Below are 19,099 nucleotides of genomic sequence, written 5' to 3' on the forward strand. Positions count from 1 at the left end.
CCCAATTGACGGACGGTTGCGGTAAGGCGCTTGCCAAGCTCCAAGTAGAGCTTGACTGCTCGGATACGGTCTTCGTAGGAATACATGGACTAGCTCCCAAATAGTCCAAGAATTCCGCCGCACCCCCAAAGCGGACATTTCAATCTAGCCACTACAACCAAAATTATCGATAATTCACGTTATGTAAAATATAATAATTGCGAGCAGGATCTGCCGAACGAAGCATGAAGGCACGCTCGCATCACCGCAAGCAAGGTTTGGGTTTGATTTCAGGACGCCGATTTTTAGCTTTCGTTATACTTTCAGTCTGCCGTGCGATAGACCATACGCACGGGGAACTCGACACGTCCTAGAAATAATGAATATCCAAAAAATATCCGTTTACACAGCTACTTTGCTTGCCATCGCCGCCTTAAACGCGTGCGGAAAATCAGATTCCCCGCCTTTGCCGGCAGCGTCGCCTGCATCGTCATCAGATGTGCAGCCCGGCGCCGCATCGTCCAAGAAAGCTGCAGATTCAGGCTCCGAAGGGGTTGTCGAGCCTGTTGCGACGCTCGGCATCACTGTAGACGAATACGTGAAGAGTTTTGACGACCTCATGATGCGGACCGATAGTCCGTTCAGGGCGAACTTCAGAACAAAAACTAACGATGACAAGTCGGTTGGGTTAGCGGCTTCGCTGAACGATCATCTGACGATCATGGTAATGGTAGACAAGAAGTCTCAGAAAATTACGAATTTACTATTTCTTGGAACTGGCGACGGAACGTCCAAATCAGGTGCCGACGTCGCTGTTATCGGCATTGCGGCTCTGGCTTCAATATTTCCCGATGCAAAAACTGCACAAGTTGGCCCAATGGTTGTTCGTTTGATGCAGGAGTATCAGGACGGTGACAGCGAGCCAGCATCTCATATCGTCAATGGAATTCGGCTCTCCCATAGCCGGAGCGCCGAGACTGGCGCGTTGTTTGCGGCATCACCAATTTGACACGAAAAGTTAGACCTCCCCTCCCCGCTGCAGCGGGGATTTTTACGTATCGAATCGTGAATCGGCGTGGTAAGGTAACAACAGGGCCGATCAGTCAGCAGCTCATTACGTGCAATGTATCGTGTGATCTGGAGTTTATCTAAATCCAGGATCTAATTAATGATTCAACCATGTTTGCACTTTTTTCAGGAAGTGTGCATGCTTTGATGAGTTCATATTTATCATCGCTGGTTTCTATCCAGTGGTTTTCGATTTCGTCGTCAATGTGATCATGGATTATCTTTATTGATCTATTTTCCGTCTTGATTTTGGATGAAAATATTGGATTGGCATCCATGAATTTTTCGCCATTGAAAAATGTTGTATTGTAGGCACTAGAATCCAACAGCGCGTGTGTGCACCTTCCAATTACGCCAATATTTAATTTCAATAATGAAAGGTCGATCATCGCTCGTTCTTTTCCTCGGCGCATGGTTGCTGGGGGCCGGCGGGTGCGGTACGTCCCCGACACCGTCGGCTGCACGCGCGACGGTCGAGAGTGCGCGCGCCGCGTACGACAGCGGCGACTACGGGCGCACGATCGCGCTGCTGAGCCACGCGAAGGAGATCGACAGCGCCGACACCGACACGCAGGTGGCCGCGCACAAGCTCCTCGCGTTCAGCTATTGCGTGACGAACCGCATCACGCCGTGCCGCGCCGAGTTCTCGAAAATTCTCGACCTCAACCCGCGCTTCGACTTGTCCCCTGCCGAGAGGGGGCATCCGATCTGGGGGCCCGCGTTCGAATTCGCGCGCCGCAGGCATGCGTCGTCATCCTGATCGAACCGGTTTCCACGCGAGCGCTTCACCGAGCGACGTATGACATGCAACTGATCGTGATCGAACATGCCGGCGAGCCGGTCGAAAACGACTGCTACGACGCCGTCGTGTTTCATCCACCCGGCGGCACCATCGGCCGGGCCAGCGACAACCATCTCGTGTTGCGCGACGACACACGCCAGATATCGCGGCTGCAGGCGCTGCTGCAGGTCGGCGACGACGCGTGCCTGCTGAAAAACCTGAGCAGCGTATCGACGATCGAGGTGAACCGCGAGCCGGTCGGCTATGCGCAGGAGCGCCCGCTCAACACCGGCGACATCATCCGCATCGGGCCGTACGTGCTGCGTGCCGAACGTGACGATGGCGGCGATCGAGACGATGCACCGGTCATCGACATGGCGACCGATACCGGCATGCACGTCGATACGCAGGCGCCGGCACGCGCTTCAGCGGCCCCCATGCAAGCAACGTCTTCGCGGGTCGATACGAAAGGCGCCGGCAACCGGCTGTGGGGGCTTCTCCAGGATCGTCTCGCACCGCGCGGCAAGGCGGCGGACGCCGGCGCACGACCAGGCGGCCCCGCACGGGCGGACGCAGCCCAGCCGGCGAATCGCGCAGCGCAGACCGAACCGCCCACGCCATCGCAGCGCGACCTCAGCCAGTTGTCGATCGATCCGCTCGACCTGTTCGCGCAGTCATCGGGCGATATCGGCACAACGGGCGTCGCGCCGCAGGTCGATCGCGGCAATGCGGATCGCGAAGCACCGTCGACGACCCAGGCCGACCATGCGCCCGAGTGGACGCACCACGTGCGTGTGCAGCCAGCTGCCGCGCGCGCCGCCGATACGCGGCCGGTCGATGAACCGGCGCCGCATGTCGCGCGCGCGCCGACGCCCGATGAACTGCTGAGCGCGTTCTTCGAAGGCGCGGGGCTGGATACGGCCGCCGAGTCGCATCAGTGGTCGGCCGAACAACTGTTCATCGCGGGCCAGTTGCTGGCGCTGTTCGCGAACGGCACGGTCGAGCTGCTGTCGTCACGCAGCATCCTGAAGCGCGAGGTGAAGGCGCACATGACGATGCTGCTCGATCGCGAGAACAACCCGCTGAAGCTGCTGCCGGACGGCGGCGCAGTGCTGCGGCAGATGTTCGGGCTGCCGCTGCCGGGCTTCATGTCGCCGCAGAGCGCGGTCAGCGACGCGTTCCAGGATCTGCATGCGCACCAGATCGGCATGGTCGCCGGCATGCGCGCCGCGTTGATGGACCTGCTGACGCGCTTTTCGCCGCAACGCCTGCGCGAACGTGACGACGCGATGCGCTGGTACGAGAAGCGCGTGCCCGTGCTGTACAAGGCGAGGATGTGGGATCGCTACGCGGCGACCCATCGCGACACGGTGTTCGCGATCGAGGACGATTTCGCGTCGGTGTTCGGCAAGGCGTTTCTGGCGGCGTACGACGCGGAAGTGGAAAGCTATCGCGGCAGCGGCCGGCATTGAGCGTCGAACGGCACGCCCGCCATCGGCAATGGGCGATGCGTGCCGGCGGTGGTCTCAGGTGCCCGTCTCATGCGAGGCAACCTTGTTCCGCCCCGATTCCTTCGCGTGATACAACGCCTCGTCGGCCGCCTTGATCACCGACTCGACCTCCCCTTCCTGCTCGGGGGCCCAGCTTGCCACGCCGATACTCGCGGTGACGCGCCCGAATTCGCTTTCCGCATGTTCGATCGCAAGCCCGTCGATGGCCGCACGAATCCGCTCGGCGATCTCCGTTGCGCCCGTGGCCGGCGTATCGGGCAGGATCACGACGAATTCCTCGCCGCCATAGCGGGCCGCGGTGTCCGCGGGTCGCCGGATGTTGTCGCCGATGCACCGTGCCACCGCCGCCAGCGCGTCGTCGCCGGCCTGGTGGCCATACGTGTCGTTGTAGGCCTTGAAGCGGTCGACGTCGACGAACAGCAGCGAAAACACCGAGCGGGCACGGCGTGCGCGACGCCATTCGAGGTCCAGCACTTCCCCGAACGAGCGCCGATTGTTGAGCCCGGTGAGGCCGTCGGTGCGTGCGAGCATGACCAGCTCGGATTCGGCCCGCATCCTGCGCCGCAGCTGGACGCCCAGCATGCAGGACAGCACGATGAACGCCGCGCCGAAGGTCGCCACCAGCGCCCCGATCATGATCGCCCGGCGCCGCCATGCGGCGTAGATGTCCTGCTCCGCCTCGGCGACCATGATGATCAGCGGCAGATGCGGCAGCGTCTTGAAGTAGTAAAGGCGGCGCACGTTGTCGATCGTCGAGGTGTCGAGGAACGAGCCTTCCGGCGCGGTCAGGAAGTGGCGAAACGTCGCCGCCTTGCTGAGGTCGCGGCCGACGGTGTGCACGTCGTACGGCTGGCGCATGAACATGATGCCGTCCCTACCGATCAGCGAAATCGCGCCGTGCGAGCCGAGCGCGAGGCCGGCGAACAGCGTGTGGAAATACTCGAGATTGACTGCGATCATCACGATGCCGCCGAATGAGCCGTCCGGATTCGACACGCGGCGCGTCAGCGCCACGCTGAGCGAGCCGCCGCGCAGGCGGGACGCATAGGGATCGCTGATGTAAAGTCCGACGTCCGGATTGTCCCGGTGAACCGTAAAGTACTTGCGGTCGCCGAAATTGCCCTGTCGCGGTATGTCGTTCGCCGAATCCAGGACGATGTTGCCGGCCGCGTCCAGCACGAGCATCGAGCCGAGAAATTTCGCCGTCATCGCGTGATCGAACAGGACGCCGCGTCGCAATGCCGGCGAGGCCGCCATGACGTCCGGCTGCTGCAAGCCCTGAATCACCGCGTCCAGCGACAGGCCGTACAGCTCGATATTGCGTTCGATGTCGCGCTCGGCGACGAGCGCCAGGTTCCGCGACGTATCGCGTGCGCGCTCGAGCGCGTCGTGACGGCTTTGAAACAACTGCAACACGCAGAGGCCCATCAGCGCGCACGCTATCAAGGTCCCCGCCAGCACAACGTAGTACGGCGCTGCCGACCGCGGATGCATCCGTTTCCTCTCAGGTTGGGCCGACGCTGACGCACCGGTTGTCATGGTTTCTTCTGCATAACCTATACCAAAAAGCGTGGCACTCGGGTACGAGGTGCAGTCCGTACTTGCCAGGTGGCTGACGATTTGACCTGAGCGGTGTCGAGCGGATCGGGTTCCGATCGGGCAGGCACCGGGTGCCGATGCCATTCACCGAGGGGCGTGGTGTCGCGTATGTCGTGACTGGTGACTGAATCGAAACAATCGGCCCGCAGTGACGCGCGTATTGAAATACCGGGGTGGTCGCCGTTCGAATGCGGCTGGCAGGAGAACTGACGAAAGCCGGGCGTACCGCCCGACCTGCGCCGATCGCGTGCGCAACGCCGACAGCGCCGCGCACGCGATCGATTGACGACCGTCAGACGGCCATCACCGTCACCGATTTCGTGACGAGGTACGGCTCCAGTGCTTCCGGGCCGCCTTCCGACCCGTAGCCCGAGTCCTTCACGCCGCCGAACGGCATTTCCGGCCACGGCGTTGCCGGCTGGTTGATCCACAGCATCCCGACTTCGAGGCGCTGCGTGAGCAGGTGCACGTTCGCGAACGAACGCGTGAACGCGTAGCCGGCGAGACCGAACGGTAGGCGGTTCGCTTCCGCGATCGCGTCCTCGAGCTTGTCGAAACCGCGGATCGCCGCGACCGGGCCGAACGGCTCGTTGTTGAACACGTCCGCTTCGAGCGGCACGTTCGCGATCACGGTCGGCGCGAAGAAGTTGCCTTCCGAGCCGATCCGTTCACCGCCGGTTTCGATGCTCGCGCCGACCTTGCGCGCGTTGTCGACGACCGACGCCATCGCGGTGAGCCGCCGCGGGTTCGCGAGCGCGCCGAGCGTCGTGCCCTCCTCGAGGCCGTTGCCGACCTTCAGCCCTTCGGCATGCTTGACCAGCGCGCGTGTGAATTCGTCGCGAATGCTGTTGTGCACGAGAAAGCGCGTCGGCGAAATGCAGACCTGCCCCGCGTTGCGGAATTTCGCGCCGCCGGCGGCCTTCACCGCCAGCGCGACGTCGGCGTCCTCGGCGACGATCACCGGCGCGTGGCCGCCCAGCTCCATCGTCGCGCGCTTCATGTGCAGGCCTGCCATCGCGGCGAGTTGCTTGCCGACCGGCGTCGAACCCGTGAACGTCACCTTGCGGATCACCGGGTGCGGGATCAGGTACGACGAGATTTCAGCCGGATCGCCGTACACGAGGCCGATCACGCCGGCCGGCACGCCCGCGTCGACGAATGCGCGCAGCAGCGCGGCCGGCGAGGCGGGGGTTTCTTCCGGCGCTTTGACGAGGAACGAGCAGCCGGTTGCCAGCGCGGCGCTCAGCTTGCGTACGACCTGGTTGACCGGAAAATTCCACGGCGTGAAGGCGGCGACGGGGCCGACCGGCTCCCTCACGACGGTCTGCTGCGCGGCAAGGTTGCGCGGCGGCACGATCCGGCCGTATACGCGGCGGCCTTCGTCCGCGAACCATTCGATGATGTCCGCTGCCGACAGCACTTCGACGCGCGCTTCGGTGAGCGGCTTGCCCTGCTCCTGCGTCATCAACTGCGCGATCGCGTCGGCGCGTTCACGCACCAGCGCGGCCGCCTTGCGCATCGTCGCCGCGCGCTCGTGCGCGGGCACCTTGCGCCATGCCTCGAAGCCGCGTTGCGCGGCGGCGAGCGCACGGTCGAGATCGGCGATGCCCGCGTGAGCCACCTTGCCGATCGGCTTGCCGGTCGCCGGGTTCACGACGTCGATCGTCTTGCCGCTCGCGGCGTCGACCCACTCGCCGTCGATCAGCAGTTGCGTATCCGTATAAGTCACGTTAGCCATCCAGACACCCCTACATTGCGTCGATAAACGCGCGCTGCCGCGAACGGCCACGCGCCGGTTGACAGGAAAAGACAGAAAAAAGCCACGCCGCCGGGGCAGGCACGCACCCGGCGGCAGTGACGGCAGGCACACCGGCCCGCCATCGTTCCGCATGGGGCCGCGCTCAGCGCGTGGCCGCCGTCGCCTTACGAAGTTTCGCGACGTCCGCCGCCTGCACGGCCGGCGCGCCGTTGTTCCAGCCGGCGCGCATGAACGTCAGCACGTCGGCGATCTGCCGGTCGTTCAACTGGTTCGAGAACGCCGGCATCGGATACGCGGACGGCACACCATCGATCACGAGTGTGTCGCTGCCGTTCAGCGTCACGTTGATCAGCGACGCGGCATCGGCTTCGAGCACGTTCGGATTGCCGGCGAGCGGCGCGAGCAGCGGCGCGTAGCCGCGCCCGTCCGCGCCGTGGCAATGCAGGCAGTAAGCGTTATACACCTTCGCGCCCGGATCGGCTGCCGGCCGGCCCAGTGCTGCCTGCGTCGCTTTCGGATCGTAGTTGTACGGCGGCGCGCCCGTGCCGCCCGCCGCCGGCAGCGATTTCAGGTAACGCGAAATCGCCGCCAGATCGTCGTCGGAGAGCGCCTGCGTGCTGTGGTTGATCACGCTCACCATCGAGCCGAACGCCGTCGCGTGCCGATTCGCGCCGGTCTTCAGGAATTGCGCGACCTCGGCCTCGTTCCAGCGGCCCAGCCCCGTGTTCGGCTCGCCGGTCAGGTTCGACGCGAACCAGTTGTCGATCGGCGCGCCCGACAGGAACGCCGCGCCGCCTTCGTCGAGCGCCTTCTCCTGGAAGCCGACGCCGCGCGGCGTGTGGCACGACCCGCAGTGCCCGAGCCCCTGCACCAGATACGCGCCGCGGTTCCACATCGCGTCCTTGGCCGGCTTGTCGGCATAGGGCGTCGTGTCGAGGAACACCTTGTTCCACAACGCGAGCGGCCAGCGCATGTTGAGCGGCCACGGGATGTCCGACGGTCGGTTCGCCTGCTTCACCGGCTCGACGCCGTGCATGAAATACGCGTACAGCGCCTTCACGTCGTCATCCTTCAGCTTCGCGTACGACGGGTACGGCATCGCCGGATACAGGTGATGGCCGTCCTTCGCGACGCCCGCGCGGAGCGCACTCGCGAACTCGGCTTCCGTATAGCCGCCGATACCCGTTTCCGGATCGGGCGTGATGTTGGTCGTGTAGATCGCGCCCATCGGCGTGACCATCTTCAGGCCGCCGGCGAACGGCGTGCCGCGCGGCGCGGTGTGGCACGCGACGCAGTCGCCCGCTTTCGCGAGATACGCGCCGCGCGCGACGAGCGCGCTGTCGGCCGGTGCCGGCTGAGCGGCATGCGCGGCCGTGCCGACGAGCAGCGCCGATACGGCGAACAACGATGCGCCGAGCATCTTCAGGGTGAGGTTTCGCATGGTCGTCGCCTCCCCTTACGCCGTCTTCAATTGGTCGCCGACCGGCAGCTTGCGCAGCCGCTTGCCGGTCGCCGCGAAGATCGCGTTCGACAGCGCCGCGGCCGTCGCGGCCGTGCCCGGCTCGCCGATTCCGCCCGGCGCTTCACCGCTTTTCACCAGATGCACGTCGATCGGTGGCGTCTCGTTGATTCGCAGCATCCGGTAGTCGGTGAAGTTGCTCTGCATGACGCGGCCGTCCTCGATCGTGATCTCGCCGTACAGCGCGCCCGTGATCCCGAAGATGATGCCGCCCTGCACCTGCGCCTCGATCGTGTTCGGGTTGACGACCATGCCGCAATCGACCGCGCACACGACACGCTTGACCTGCACCTCGCCGTTATCCACCGCGACATCGACGACGATCGAGAAGAAGCTGCCGAACGCGTGCATCACCGAGACGCCACGCCCTTGCCCCGTCGGCAGCGCAGGGCCACCCCAGCCGGCCGCCTTCGTCGCGACGTCGAGCACGTTGAGCGCGCGCGGCGTCTTGCCGAGCAGCGCGCGGCGGTATTGCACCGGGTCGGTCTTGGTCTGCGCGGCCAGTTCGTCGATGAAGCTCTCGACCACGAACGTGCCGCGCGTCGGGCCGACGCCGCGCCAGAACGCGGTCGGCACGTGGCGCGGCTCCTGGCGCACGTAGTCGACCAGCTGGTTCGGCAGGTCGTACGGCAACTCGGCCGCGACCTCGACCGCATCGGGATCGATGCCGTCCTTGAACGCGGGCGGCGCGAAGCGCGCGATGATCGACGAGCCGACGATCCGGTGCTGCCACGCGACCGGCTTGCCGTTCGCGTCGAGGCCGGCCGAGATCCGGTCGTAGTAGTACGGCCGGTACATGTCGTGCTGGATGTCCTCCTCGCGCGTCCAGATCACCTTCACGGGCGCGTTGACTTGTTTGGCGATCTTCACCGCCTGACCGATCATGTCCGTTTCGAGCCGCCGGCCGAAACCGCCGCCGAGCAGGTGGTTGTGCACGACGATCTTCTCCGGCGGAAAGCTCGTGAGCCGCTGCACGGTGTCGACCGCGCGCGTCGGCACCTGCGTGCCGACCCAGATCTCGCAGCCGTCGCCGCGCACGTGCACCGTGCAGTTTACCGGTTCCATCGTCGCGTGCGCGAGGAACGGCTGTTCGTAGACGGCGTCTATGCGCGTCTTCGTGCCAGCGAACGCGCGGCCGACATCGCCCTCCTTGCGTGCGACCGCGCCCTTGCCGTTCGCCGCCGCCTGCGCGAGATCGGCGACGATGTCCTTCATCGACACCTTCGCGCTCGCGCCTTCGTTCCACTTCACGACGAGCGCCGATGCGCCGCGCTTCGCGGCCCATGTGTGATCGCCGACCACCGCCACCGCGTTGTCCGCGCGTACGACCTGGCGCACGCCGGGAATCTTCCTCGCGGCCGTATCGTCGACGCTCGCGACCGTGCCGCCGAACACCGGGCTGTTCACGATCACCGCGTACAGCATGCCGGGCAGGCGCACGTCGAGCCCGAACTGCGCGGTGCCGTCGACTTTCTCCGGCGAATCGAGCCGCTTCGCGGGCGTGCCGATCAGCTTGAAATCCTCCGGCTTCTTCAGCGCGACATCCTTCGGCACCGGCAGCTTCGCCGCGGCGTCAGCCAACTGGCCGTACGACGCGCGCCGGCCGCTCGGCGAATGCTGCACTTCGCCGTTCGCGGCGCGGCAGGATGCGGGATCGACATTCCATTGCTTCGCGGCGGCCGAAACCAGCAGCGTACGGGCGGTCGCGCCCGCACGGCGCAGCGGTTCCCACGCGTAGCGCACCGACGTCGAGCCGCCGGTGAGCTGGCCGCCGAGCAGCGGATCGAGGAACAGCTTCTCGTTCGGCGGCGCATGGTCGAGCGTCACGCTCGACAGCGGCACTTCGAGTTCCTCGGCGATCAGCATCGGCAGCGACGTGTAGACGCCCTGCCCCATCTCGACCTTCGGCATCACCAGCGTGACCTTGCCGGCGCGGTCGATCTGCACGAACGCGTTCGGGGCGAACACGCCGGCGCGCGCGGTTTCATCGCCGTCGCCGCCGATCACCGAACGACGTGCATCGTCGCCCGCGGCCGGCAGGCTGAAGCCGAGCAACAGGCCGCCACCGGCCGCCGCGCCCAGCGACATGCCGAGCTTGAGGAACGAACGGCGCGATACGCCCGTACCGGCCTGGCCGGCTTCGATCAGTCCTCGCGACATGTCAGGCCTCCTTCGCGGCTTGCTTCACGGCCGCGCGAATCCGGTTGTACGTGCCGCAGCGGCAGATATTGCCGGCCATCGCCGCGTCGATGTCGGCGTCGCTCGGGTTCGGGTTCGACGCGATCAGCGCGGTGGCGGCCATTACCTGCCCCGACTGGCAGTAACCGCACTGGACGACGTCGAGCTCGCGCCATGCCTGCTGGACCTTGTGGCCGGCCGGCGTTGCGCCGACGGCTTCGATCGTCGTGATCTTGCGGCCCGCGACGGCCGCAACCGGCAGCACGCACGAGCGCGCGGCGACGCCGTCGAGATGTACCGTGCACGCGCCGCATTGCGCGATCCCGCAGCCGAACTTCGTGCCGGTGAGGCCGACGACGTCGCGCAACACCCAGAGCAAGGGCATGTCGTCGGGGGCGTCGACCGAGCGGGTTTCGCCGTTGATGTTGAGGGTGATCATTCAGCCTCCGGGGCCGGTGTATTGGGGAAGCGGCGCGCATGGCGCGCCGCGCTGTGTCGTCGTTGTCATCGCCGTCGCGCGGCCCGGGTGGGACGAGCCGCGGCGGTGGTCCGACGTCGTTACTCGGCCACGTCGATGCCCGACAGCACCTTGATGACCGGCGGTGCCGCGAACCAGTCGGCCGACTTCGTGCGGAATTCAACGAAATACGGGCTCGTGAGGTGCGCGTCGAACGCAGCCTGGTCGTCGTAGATCTCGTACAGGTGCAGGTTCGGCGAGCCGTCCTGCTCGCGGAACAGGTCGTAGCGCCGGTTGCCCGGCTCGGTGCGCGTCTTCGCGACCATGCTGCGCAGTACCGCCTCGGCGGCCTCCGCGTGTTCGGGTTTCAGGAACAGCGAAGCAATCACGTGAAGCGCCATCTTGTCACTCCTATCGAAACGGAATCGAGCATGCCACAAGCCGGCGTAACGCGACGCCGGCGTGCAACTGTGGTGTGTCGCCGTGCCGCGGCATCAGGCCAGTTCGTCCGGGCCCACGCGCACGACGACCTTGCCGAAGTTCTTGCCGCCCAGCAGGCCGATCAGCGCTTCCGGTGCGTCGGCCAGGTCGGGGACGACGTCTTCCAGCGTCTTCACCTTGCCCTGCGCGACCCATTCGCTCATATCCTTCAGGAACGGCGCATAACCGGTCGCATAGTGATCGAGGATGATGAAACCCTGCACGCGGATGCGCTTGCGCAGGATCGCACCCATCAGCGCCGGCACGCGATCACGGCCGGTCGACACCGCGGTGTCGTCGTATGCCGCGTCGTTGTAATGCGCAATGATTCCGCACACCGGCACGCGCGCATGCTCGTTGAGCAGCGGCCACACCGCGTCGAACACGGCCCCGCCGACGTTCTCGAAATAGACGTCGATGCCGTTCGGGCACGCGTCCTTCAGCTTCGCGGCAAACGCCGGATCGCGATGGTCGACGCACGCGTCGAAACCGAGCGTATCGGTCACGTACGTGCACTTGTCGGCGCCGCCCGCGACGCCGACCACGCGGCAGCCCTTCAACCTGGCAATCTGGCCGACCACCGCGCCGACCGCACCGCTCGCCGCCGCGACCACCACGGTTTCGCCGGCCTTCGGCTCGCCGATCTTCAGCAACCCGGTGTAGGCGGTGAAGCCCGGCATGCCGAGCACGCCGAGCGCGTACGACGGATGCGCGAGGTCGCGGCCGAGCGGAATCAGGTCGCGGCCGTCGGACAACGCATAGTCCTGCCAGCCGGCGCCCGCTACCACGAGATCGCCTTCGCGGAACGCGGGCAGGTTCGACGAGACGACCTGGCTGACGGTGCCGCCGACCATCGGCTGGCCGAGTTCGGCCGGCGGCGCGTAGGACGGTGCGTCGCTCATCCGGCCGCGCATGTACGGGTCGAGCGACAACCAGACCGTGCGCAGCAGCACCTGGCCGGCGCCGGGCGTCGGCACGTCAGCGGATTCGATGCGGAAGTTGTCCGGCGTCGGTGCGCCGACCGGGCGCGAATTCAGGATGATCTGGCGGTTTGCGGTCTTGGTTTGCGGCATGTGAGTCTCCGTCAACAGGAATAAACGTGCTTCGTGGGCACGATCGGATCAGGGATGGGCCAGCAGAAGGCGCGCACGCGTGGCAGCGCCGACGGTCAGGCCGTCGCGGTCGCACGCGTGCGGTTGGAACAATCGGGACAGCGTAACGCGGAGCGATGCGTTCGTCATGCGAGCTTAAGTAGACCAGTCGTCTAGAATCAGGGCAAAAACAAGGCGCGCCAGTGCGCGCCCGGGTTACGACTGCGCTCCGTCTTGCGCGGCCGGCGGCAGGTTCAGCATGCGCCGCGTTTCGACCATCGCCCTTTCGAGCGGCTGGCGGTTGCGGTGGATCTTTTCCAGCAGCGTTGCGCCCAGCCACATCTCGTAGAGGATCGCGGCCGTGTACGACGGATCGGCGACCCCGCGCAGCGAACCGTCGGCGAGCCCGGCCTCGATGCCGCCCGCGAGCCGCTCGATGATCTGGCTCGTGCCGTGCCGCAGCACCGTGCGCATCGCTTCCGACAGGTCGGACACTTCCGCGCCGAGCTTCACCGCGAGGCACTTGCCTTCCGGATCGTCCGCGCATTGCGTGTGCAGCCAGTTGTTCCAGTACGTCATCAGGCGCTCGGCGCCCGTGCCGGGCTGATGCTTGAACAGGTTGTCGAGATGCGCGAGATAGCCGTCGAAATACGATTCGAGCAGCGCTTCGCCGAATGCCTCTTTCGAGCCGAAGTAATGGTAGAACGAGCCCTTCGGGATGCCCGCCGCAGCGAGAATCTCGTTCAGACCGACCGCCGAAAACCCCTTGTAGAGCATGATCGGCTTGGCGATATTCAGGATGTGCTGGCGGACTTCCGCGCCTGAAGATGCATTCATGATGGCGTATGTTAGCAACGATTAGACCGGTCGTCTAGCAACCTCGACCCGGCATGTTGAGCGGCACTTTACCCGATCCCCGCCGGGCGCCCAAATGTCGCTCCGGCATTCCTCGCCCCGGTTCCGCCCTGCCGCGTGCGCGGCGTCACATGCACGACTCGGTTTCGTCGCGGGCGTTTCATCGATCTCCCGCATAAATACGCGCGGCGCATGTGCAGGCGATCGAGTCATTTCGACCGGTATTGCACACGTGTGCAACGCGCCGGATCGCCGTTGTCGCCTCCCGAACCCGTGACCAGGAACGCCCATGACCGCTTCGAAACCCGAACGTCCGTCCGCGCCGAACCGCCGGCGCTTCATCCAGCGCGGCGCCGCGCTGACCCTGTCGCCGCTCGTCGGCACGCTGGCTGCCTGCGGCGGCGACGGCAACCCGACGTCCGCGTCGTCGTTCGCCGCCACCGGCGCCGCGGATGCGTCCACCCGCAACTACGGCATCGCCGACCGCTCGATCACGATCAACGTCGTCAATGCGATCCCGTCGACGACACTTGCGTACGGCAACGCGGCGAGCCAGAGCGGCTCGCTGCCGCAGGCGTCGCAAGCGCAGGTCGCAACCGGGCAATCGACTGCCGTGAGCGCGTCGAACAACTGGGGCGACTGCACGGGATCGTTCAGCCTGGCCGGCGGGGACGCATCGTTTGCGATCTCGTACACGCATCCGTTCGGGTCGCAACCGACCACCGTCAGCGTCACGCCGTCGGCCGGCTACGTGTCGGGCGCCGACGCCGCCACGTTTCCCGGTCACGACTCGGTCGCGAATCTCACGCTGTATCGCGGCGTCGCGACCGCGAACGGCGCGTGGGTCGTCCCGCTCGCGCAGCTCGCGACGCCGCCGGCCAACAACTGCCAGGATTTCGCGAACAGCATGTTCGGCAGCAACGTGCGCACGGCCGCGGCGATCCAGTCCGCGTACCAAAGTACCGGCCCGCTCGGCTACGTGCCGCCGGCCGACTTCACCGGCGGTCAGCTCGCGGGCTTCGTCGCGCAATGGGTGCAGCGCTGGCAGAACGACGCAGCTTATGGCGCACTGCCCGCCGCCGATGCGCAACTGATCGACGCGTTGAAGCAGTACGTATCCACCGCATCGAACGCCGGCCCACTGACGATGTGGGTGCCGCAGATCGCATGGCAAGCCGGCTCCGATCCGGCGGTGTTCGCGTTGACGGGCTATCGCGCGTTTCCATTCGTCGATGCGCAGGGCAACTGGATTGCGGGCACGCTGTCCGCGTTCCTGACGCAGCTGGCGGCCGGTTCGCACATCGTCGCGATCAGCGCGACGAGCGACCTGCCGGCGGGTGTCACGATGCAGGCGTTCGACAGCTTCATGGGCGCGAGCGGGCTGACGACGTCGACGGATATCGGCAACTCGCACTACGCATCGGTTTTGAACACGACGGGCCGCTATTACCTGAGCGTCGGCAGCGATTTCGCGCCGCCCGGCTGCGGGCTGATCCTGTCGTTCCTGTACGGGCGCACGGTGAACAACCTGCTCGCGGGCGCGGGCACGTACAACACGTTCATCCAGCTCGAAGGCTGGCAGGCTGGCGGTTCGCGGCACAACGCCGACTATGCGACGTATCAGCAGACGCTGTGGAACATCTCGACGTACGGTGCGTCCGCGTATAGCGAAAAGCGCGCGACGTCGATCTTCCTCGCGCCCGCCGGGTGGACGCCGCAGGTCTATCAGACGACGCGGATGATGCCGTACGTCGGCGCCTATGCGCAGTCGAACGGCTCGCCGCAGGGCTGGCTGAATACGTCGCTCGTCACGATTCCGGCGGACGCGCCGGCGCTGCCGTCGCGGTACGTGTCGAGTTGATCGGTATCGGTAGATGGGCGGGCGATCGGGGGTTTAGGGGGCTCGGTCGCTTGCGTGGCTGCTTCAGGCTTCAGGCTTCAGGCGTGCGCCGCCTTGGGCTGACGCACGCTTGCGGGCGCCTCTATCAGCGCGGCGGCGCTTCGGCTGCGCGCTTTCGCGTGCGAGCCCTCCGCTCGTCGCGTTGCGCGGCCGGTGCCGCCTTGGCGCCACGCAGCGCCGACCGGCGCGAGAGCGCTGTCATTTCGCGCCGCAGCGCGTCGAGTTCGTTGGCTCGCGCCGCATTGGTCGCCTGCGCGCCGTCGAGCTGCCCTTGAAGCACGCCGCATCGATGCAGCGCATCGCCGAGTTGCGCCTGCAGCGCGGCCACCTCCTTGCGCTGCTGCGTATCGCGCTGCTCCGAGCGCAATGCCACAGCATCGAGTTCCTTCTGCAGCCGCGCGGCGGCGAGCCGCTCGCGATCGATCTCCTGCAGCGCTCGCTTTTCCGACGCGCGCAAGCGTTCCTCTGCCCGGCCGGCGTCGTCGCGCAGCCGGTCGAGTTGGGTGGTGAAATCCGCGCGTGCCTGCGCAAGTGCGCGGTCGCCTTCCGCGTTGTCGGCCGTGAGGCGTTCGATATCCGCTTGCAGCGCTTGTCGCGATGCGTCGTCCGCCGCCCTCGCCTGCTCCAGTTCCTGAATGCGCACCTGCGCGGCCAGGAGTGCGGCCGTGCGTTGTTCCAACGCGGTTTCGGTGCGGGCCAGTTCGGCCTGCAGTGCCGCGACTTCCGCCTTCGCCGCCATCCGTTCGGCTTCGACTTCCGCGCGTAAGGCGTCGAGCGCGGCGGCCGCGTCGGCGCTCGACCGATTCCACAGCGTTGCAACCAGTTCGCCGGCGGCCGCCTGCAAATCGGCCGGCAGATCGGGATGCTCGATGCGGACGCGACTTTTTTCCCTCAGCTCCGCCCAGAACTCGCCGAGGACGGCTGTCGGCGTGCTCATGCTGCCCTTGCGGACGAGCTGGTACAGGCGGTTCGCGGTGGGCGTGATACCGAAGCGGAAGAACAGCAGCGCGCAGGCTTCGCGATACAACTCGCGGGTTTTCGGGAAGTCGGCCTTCAGGCGCTCGATTTCGGCGGTCAGGCGGGATTCGTCGGCGGCGAGATCGGACATGGCGGGATTGGGCGGATGGTTTTGTTAATAATATAACGTAAACCGTTAAATATCCAATTCTTCGATCGTTGTTATTTGACATTATTTCTATAATGTCGAGATTGCGGGGCTCGGTATCGCACCCATATCGAGTGCAAAATCGCTGAGCACAACACGTCGCCCGACTCCTCCCAACCCGCCTGCACGCCAGAGTGCCTCTTCAAGCAGCGCAAAAATCGTCAACATCGCGCGATTAAAAGCCGACCGCCCCGCTTCACGGCGCCGTCGGCATCCATCCGGTGCGTCAATGCAATGCACGAGAACAAGGAGCCCGCCATTCCGGATCGGCTTTCGAGGCTTGGTCGCCAAGCGCGTGCCGACGTTCATCGGACGGCGTTGACGGCGGGTCTGACGCAGGGGCTGCTCGGCAATCGTGGGGTTCGTGGCGATGGCGCCGCGATGCCGCTGTTCGAACCCGGCGCGATCTGGCCCGCGCGGTCGCGCCCGACGCTCGCGGATCGCTTCGCCGCGCTGCTGCCGTCGGCGGACGAGCAATGCTGACCGGACAGGCCGCGTCGGGCGCCTGTCATGGAACTGCCACCGTCGACCAGTAGCGTTCGGGTCTGACCCACGCTATCGACAGACGAATCCGCCATGCAGCGCACGTCGCGCGCCACGTCCCACGTTTATGCGGCCATCTCCCGCGCCCTCGCCGTCAGCCTCGCGCTCAACCTGCTGCTGCTCGCCGTCGAGACGGTCGCGGCGTGGTCCGCGCATTCGTCCGGGCTGCTCGCGGACGTCGCACACGCGGCGATCGATCTTGCCGCCGATGCGCTGATCCTCATTGCGTGCCGGCTCGACGCCCGCTTGCCGCCGGAGCGGCGCCCGACCTACGAACCGCTCGCGCTCGCGGGCCTCGGCGCGTTGCTCGTTGCGACCGGCGCGCAAATGATCTGGCATGCAACGAACCGGTTCGCGACGCCGCCCGTCGTGCAGCCGGGCGCGATGACGCTCTCGCTCGTCGCCGTCACGCTCGCCGGCAAGGCCGTCCTGTCGCACTGGATGTTGCGCAAGGCGGGCGAGACGGGCTCCGCGCTGCTCGAGGCGAGCGGCTGGCATGTACGGACCGATGCGCTGTCGTCGCTGCTGGCAGCGCTCGCGATGAGCGCGGCACTGGTCGGCTTCGGCCGTCTCGATGATCTGGCCGCCCTCGCGATCGGCGCGCTTGTGATCCGCACGGGTGCCGGTTTCATCCGGCGCGGCTGTGCGCAGTGGCCGGCGCTGTCGGCAGGGGCCGATCGGTCGACGCGTGGCTCGTGAACGCGGCGGGCATCGCCATGCATCGCGGGCGGCAGGGTAGCCGCTATCTGCGGTGCTGAATGAAGAAGAGGCTCGCACGGTGCGAGCCTCTTTCGCATGATGCCGCAGCCGTCGTGCGGCACGCGACGCGTTGACCCATGTCGATGGTTCGCCAGACGAATGCGGCCGGTTCCGATGGATCGATGTCGGCTGTCGCTTATCCGAGCGGCACGACACTCCCGAGCAGAATCCGCACGAGCGTCGCCTGGCGTGTGACACCCGTCTTCGAGAAGATTGCGCGCAGATGCGTGCGCGCCGTGTTCTTGCTGATCCCCGATTCCTCCGCGGCCTCCTCGAGCGTCAGCCCGTTCGTCAGCAGCAGCGCGAGCGACGTCTCGGCGGGCGTCAGGTCGAACAGTTTGCGGATGATTTCCTGCGCGCCCTGCGGCTTGCGGTCGGGATCGCGCAGGAACAGCGTGACGGCCGGCCGCCGCTTGTTGTCCTCCGACCAGTCGGACAGCAGCACCGTGCGCACCAGCAGCCCGAGGCGCGGCTTGTCGAAGCTGCGCGTGATCGGCATCGCCTCGACGGTCGCCGTGGCCGTGCCGTGGTGCCCCATCACCGCATGGCGGATCAACCGCTTCAGCGTCCGGTTCTCCTGCGCATCGGTCGCCTCGATCGTGCCGCGCGCAATCGTCAGGCCGTTGTTCTGCTTGAGGATCTCGTCGGCCACGCTGTTCAGGTCGATGATCGTGCCGTTCTCGTCGAGCGTGATCGTGCCGATCTGCATCCGGTTGATCGCGTTCGCATAGATCGAGCGTTCGACCTCGGCCGTGTCGAGCCGCGAATGCAATTCCACCGCGCGCTTCAGGTGTGGCAGCAGCAGTGCGCAGATTGCCTTGTCGCGCGCGGAGAACTGCTTCGACGCATGGTTGCGGCACACGCGGAAGCGGCACTCGACGCCCGACGGCGTGCGCAGGTCGGCGCCGAGGATATAGCGCACGTCCTGCGGCTTCAGGAACTGCTTGTACAGCTCGCTCGACAGCCAGCCGGTGTCGCCGAACACGTCGTCGACCGTCACCACGCGATCGGCCGGCAGACCGACGAACGGGTCGAGCGAATAGTAGTAGTTGTTGTACGACGCCTCGCCGTCGCCCGGCACCACCGGGCCGAATTCCGACGCGTGCACGGACAGCGGCGCGCGGCGGTCGCTCGCGGCCGCGCGCAGGATCAGCGTCACGTAGTTGGCCTGCAGCCAGCGACGAACCAGTTCGAGCGCACCGGCCCACGGCGGCGTCTCCAGCGGCCCCTGGTAGATGCGCGCCATCAGCTCGCTGAAATCCGCGACGCCGATGTCGGCCTCGTCGCTGATTGCCTGGCTCTCTTGCGGAGCCCATCTCGTCTCCATCAGCACGCTCCATCCTCCATACGACATGTTTCCGGCACGACCCAACCGCGCCGCCATGATTAAGACGCGTCTAAATTCCAGCGTCATCGGGAGATTCACTGAATGGGGAGAATTGGCCATCCGTGCGG

The 19,099-nt window shown here is 65.9% G+C and carries 16 protein-coding genes and 1 pseudogene; 6 read left to right on the forward strand and 11 right to left on the reverse strand.

The features are described from left to right. Positions 1-358: 358 nt before the first annotated feature. Positions 359-988, forward strand: coding sequence for a hypothetical protein (locus LGN17_RS00005; RefSeq protein ID WP_226194625.1), 630 nt, complete (start codon positions 359-361; stop codon positions 986-988). A gap of 139 nt (positions 989-1,127) precedes the next feature. Here LGN17_RS00005 and LGN17_RS00010 read toward each other — a convergent pair whose 3' ends face one another. Beyond that, the gene (locus LGN17_RS00010) at positions 1,128-1,436 is read right to left on the reverse strand and encodes a hypothetical protein (protein WP_226194626.1); all 309 of its coding nucleotides are present in this window, start codon (positions 1,434-1,436) and stop codon (positions 1,128-1,130) included. On the opposite strand from LGN17_RS00010, the gene LGN17_RS00015 reads away from it, so the two are divergent. Both LGN17_RS00015 and tagH read left to right on the forward strand, forming a co-directional pair. Continuing rightward, positions 1,421-1,807 carry a TssQ family T6SS-associated lipoprotein gene (locus tag LGN17_RS00015; RefSeq protein WP_226194627.1) on the forward strand — a complete coding sequence of 129 codons (387 nt, stop codon included), beginning with the start codon at positions 1,421-1,423 and terminating at the stop codon, positions 1,805-1,807. The two genes, LGN17_RS00010 and LGN17_RS00015, sit on opposite strands and share 16 nt — an antisense overlap. Positions 1,808-1,851: 44 nt before the next feature. After that, complete coding sequence (gene tagH, locus LGN17_RS00020; RefSeq protein WP_226194628.1) at positions 1,852-3,300, forward strand: type VI secretion system-associated FHA domain protein TagH; 1,449 nt, start codon at positions 1,852-1,854, stop codon at positions 3,298-3,300. A 54-nt stretch (positions 3,301-3,354) separates the two neighbouring features. Here tagH and LGN17_RS00025 read toward each other — a convergent pair whose 3' ends face one another. From LGN17_RS00025 to LGN17_RS00060, 8 genes are all read right to left on the reverse strand, one after another. Beyond that, entirely contained in the window at positions 3,355-4,833 is a 1,479-nt protein-coding gene (locus LGN17_RS00025; RefSeq protein ID WP_226194629.1) for a diguanylate cyclase, read from the reverse strand. A 397-nt stretch (positions 4,834-5,230) separates the two neighbouring features. Then, complete coding sequence (locus LGN17_RS00030; protein ID WP_226194630.1) at positions 5,231-6,676, reverse strand: NAD-dependent succinate-semialdehyde dehydrogenase; 1,446 nt, start codon at positions 6,674-6,676, stop codon at positions 5,231-5,233. Between the two features lie 163 nt (positions 6,677-6,839). Beyond that, positions 6,840-8,138 (reverse strand): c-type cytochrome, encoded by a 1,299-nt coding sequence (locus tag LGN17_RS00035; protein WP_226194631.1) that lies wholly within the window; start codon positions 8,136-8,138, stop codon positions 6,840-6,842. Between the two features lie 15 nt (positions 8,139-8,153). Then, on the reverse strand, positions 8,154-10,376 hold the full coding sequence (locus tag LGN17_RS00040; protein ID WP_226194632.1) for a xanthine dehydrogenase family protein molybdopterin-binding subunit: 2,223 nt from the start codon (positions 10,374-10,376) through the stop codon (positions 8,154-8,156). A gap of 1 nt (position 10,377) precedes the next feature. Continuing rightward, the gene (locus LGN17_RS00045; RefSeq protein ID WP_043183740.1) at positions 10,378-10,833 is read right to left on the reverse strand and encodes a (2Fe-2S)-binding protein; all 456 of its coding nucleotides are present in this window, start codon (positions 10,831-10,833) and stop codon (positions 10,378-10,380) included. Between the two features lie 119 nt (positions 10,834-10,952). After that, positions 10,953-11,252, reverse strand: a complete 300-nt coding sequence (locus tag LGN17_RS00050) for a putative quinol monooxygenase (protein ID WP_226194633.1) — start codon at positions 11,250-11,252, stop codon at positions 10,953-10,955. A 93-nt stretch (positions 11,253-11,345) separates the two neighbouring features. Next, positions 11,346-12,404, reverse strand: coding sequence for an NADP-dependent oxidoreductase (locus LGN17_RS00055; protein WP_226194634.1), 1,059 nt, complete (start codon positions 12,402-12,404; stop codon positions 11,346-11,348). 234 nt (positions 12,405-12,638) lie between these two features. After that, positions 12,639-13,259 carry a TetR/AcrR family transcriptional regulator gene (locus LGN17_RS00060; protein ID WP_226194635.1) on the reverse strand — a complete coding sequence of 207 codons (621 nt, stop codon included), beginning with the start codon at positions 13,257-13,259 and terminating at the stop codon, positions 12,639-12,641. Between the two features lie 307 nt (positions 13,260-13,566). Here LGN17_RS00060 and LGN17_RS00065 point away from each other — a divergent pair, with 307 nt between their 5' ends. Next, positions 13,567-15,138, forward strand: coding sequence for a hypothetical protein (locus LGN17_RS00065; RefSeq protein WP_226194636.1), 1,572 nt, complete (start codon positions 13,567-13,569; stop codon positions 15,136-15,138). A 124-nt stretch (positions 15,139-15,262) separates the two neighbouring features. On the opposite strand, the gene LGN17_RS00070 is transcribed toward LGN17_RS00065, so the two are convergent. After that, positions 15,263-16,285 carry a DNA-binding protein gene (locus LGN17_RS00070; RefSeq protein WP_226194637.1) on the reverse strand — a complete coding sequence of 341 codons (1,023 nt, stop codon included), beginning with the start codon at positions 16,283-16,285 and terminating at the stop codon, positions 15,263-15,265. Between the two features lie 426 nt (positions 16,286-16,711). Between LGN17_RS00070 and LGN17_RS00075 the strand changes: the two are divergent. After that, a pseudogene (locus tag LGN17_RS00075) lies at positions 16,712-16,825 on the forward strand (LysR family transcriptional regulator); the annotation flags it as partial. A gap of 93 nt (positions 16,826-16,918) precedes the next feature. Continuing rightward, entirely contained in the window at positions 16,919-17,584 is a 666-nt protein-coding gene (locus LGN17_RS00080) for a cation diffusion facilitator family transporter (RefSeq protein WP_226194638.1), read from the forward strand. Between the two features lie 196 nt (positions 17,585-17,780). Here the strand turns inward: LGN17_RS00080 and LGN17_RS00085 are convergent, their stop codons facing one another. Beyond that, positions 17,781-18,971, reverse strand: a complete 1,191-nt coding sequence (locus tag LGN17_RS00085; RefSeq protein WP_226194639.1) for a helix-turn-helix transcriptional regulator — start codon at positions 18,969-18,971, stop codon at positions 17,781-17,783. Positions 18,972-19,099: the final 128 nt, after the last annotated feature.

Source organism: Burkholderia sp. AU30280, from assembly GCF_020420125.1.
In the GTDB taxonomy this organism is placed as follows: domain Bacteria; phylum Pseudomonadota; class Gammaproteobacteria; order Burkholderiales; family Burkholderiaceae; genus Burkholderia.